This is a genomic window from Streptomyces nanshensis (genome assembly GCF_001751255.1).
GTDB lineage: Bacteria > Actinomycetota > Actinomycetes > Streptomycetales > Streptomycetaceae > Streptomyces > Streptomyces nanshensis_A.
Map to the genome: position 1 here is coordinate 1 of NZ_LJGW01000583.1, position 2203 is coordinate 2203.

The following is a 2203-nucleotide window of genomic DNA, read 5'->3' on the forward strand; positions in this document are numbered from 1 at the left end:
CCGATGCCGTCGGCGTGCCCGGCGGGGTCGCGGCCGACGCGGCCGGTGCCGCGGGCACGAGGGCGGCGAGCGCCAGCAGCGCGGTGGTGAGGGACGTACGCCTGAACGATCCATGGAAAGCGGCCATGGCTCTTCGTCTATCAGCTCCGCAGCCGCACCGGGTAGCCCGCGGCGGCACCGTCTTCACGGGTCACCACCGTCGCGCCGTCGCGGTGCACGACCGTGAAGCGCTCGGCGGGCGGGAACCGCCGCGCGCCGCCGCCGTCAACTCCCTTGCCCCCGGGCCCGGTTGCCGTCCCCGTTCCTGATTCTGCTCCCGTCCCGGTTCCCGATCCGGCATCGCCGGGAGTGCCCGCGTCGCGGATGACCAGACCCCTGCCCCGGCGGCCCGGAGCGGGTGCCCACACCTCCAGCTCGATGCCGCCGTCGGCACCGCTCACCGGCACGGCGGCACCGGCGCGCGCGAGCACGGGAATCCTCGACAGCGGTGCGTCCAGGACGACTTGGCCCGGCCCCTCGTACGACGCGCCCGTGACCGTGTCGTACCAGCGGCCGAACGGCAGCCGCACCCGCCGCGTCCGCGCGCCCTCCTCCAGCACGGGCGCCACCAGCAGCGCGTCCCCCAGCAGAAAGGCGTCACCGCACTCGCGCAGCGAGCGCTCGCGCGGATGCTGCCACCACAGCGGACGGACGTACGGTGCCCCGGTGCGGTGCGCGAGATGGGCGAGCGTCGTGAAGTACGGGCGCAGCCGCTCCCGTTCGGCCATCGCCGCCGAGCAGCCCGCCAGCACCTCCGGGCCGAAGGCCCAAGGCTCCCGCGGCCCCGCCCCCTTGGCGCTGTGCGCATGGAACAGCGGGAAGTACGCGGCGAGTTGGAACCAGCGCAGATACAGCTCCGGCGAGGGCGCGGCCGTCGACCCGCCGATCCCCGGCCCCGAGTACGGCACACCGCACAGTCCCAGCCCCAGCACGAACGAGATCGACTCGCGCAGCCCCTCCCAGCCCGTGGCCACCTCGTCGCGCCACATGCCGCCCCCGCGCTGCATGCCCGCCCAGCCGGAGCGGCGCAGCGCGAACTCCGGTGCCGCGCCCGCCGATACGACCCGTACGCCGTCGCCCCGCGACCCAGCACCGGAACCGTCACCGGAACCGTCCGCGTCCGGCGGCGGCCCGGTCGGCCGCGCCCACTCGCCCCGCAGGACGCGGAGCATCGGACGGCCGCCGTCACCCTCCACATGCAGGGCGCGCAGCGGGAGTTGACGCAGCCGGTACTGCGCGGCGACCTCCCGCACCCGCTGCCCGCTGCGGAACAGCCGCCCCGAATGCTGGTGCCCCAGCGCCCAGTCGGGCGGCAGCGCGGGCGCACCCGTCAGCCGCGCCCACCCGTGCAGCACCCGCGCGGGCGGCCCGGCCAGCACCCAGTAGCGCAACGGCCCGCCGGTGACGCGGATTTCGCTGCTGCCCGGCCTGTCGTGTCCGGACCCGCGGCCCTCCACCCCCTCGCGGAGCGTCACCCGTCCCTCGCGGGGATTGTCGTGGAAGACCAGATGCGTCCCGGCGTCCGCGACCACGAGCTGCACGGGCATGGTGATGTGCGGCGTGCCCTGGTGAGGGTCGCGTCCGGTGTCCGCACGGGCGCCACGGCCGCCGCCTTCCGCGTCACCGCCCGGCGCACGGCCGCTCTCGTGCAGCCGGTACGAGCCGCTCGGCAGCCGGGGCCCGCACGTACGGCCGCCGAGGCCGAAGAACCGTGCGTCGGCGGGGACGTGGGAACGGTGCATCCAGCGTCCCGGCCGCGACGGCCGCTGCTCCCGGCCACTCTCCTCCCGGCCACGCTTCCCGGCGCCGGCGCCGTCCCGCGCACCGTCCGAGGGCTGCTCACCCGAGGGCTCCCACCAGCGCGGCGGCAGATCCCGGCGCAGCAACTCACCGCCCGGCGTGCGCAGTTCGACGGTGCCGTGCCGGGAGACGGTCACCAGCAGCCGTTCCGAGACGACCCGCCAGCCGCCGTCCTTGTCGGGCTCCAGCACCGCGCGGACGTCCGGCTCGGGTGCGGCGCCGGGCAGGGCGTACGACGGCGAGGGCTCCGCGCCGTCCCAGCCGAGGAAGACGGCGCCGCCCACCGCCACACGCACCGACAGCGACGAGCGCGCGAAGCGGATCACGCCGCCGCCCGGCCCGGTCCGCGCGTCCAGGGCCGCAC

General features: G+C 76.5%; 1 protein-coding gene. It reads right to left on the bottom strand.

From position 1 onward, the window contains the following. Positions 1 to 140: 140 nt before the first annotated feature. A complete protein-coding gene (locus AN218_RS29930; RefSeq protein WP_079132737.1) occupies positions 141 to 2195 on the bottom strand; it encodes a glycoside hydrolase family 31 protein in 2055 nt (684 codons plus the stop codon). Between the last annotated feature and the right edge of the window lie 8 nt (positions 2196 to 2203).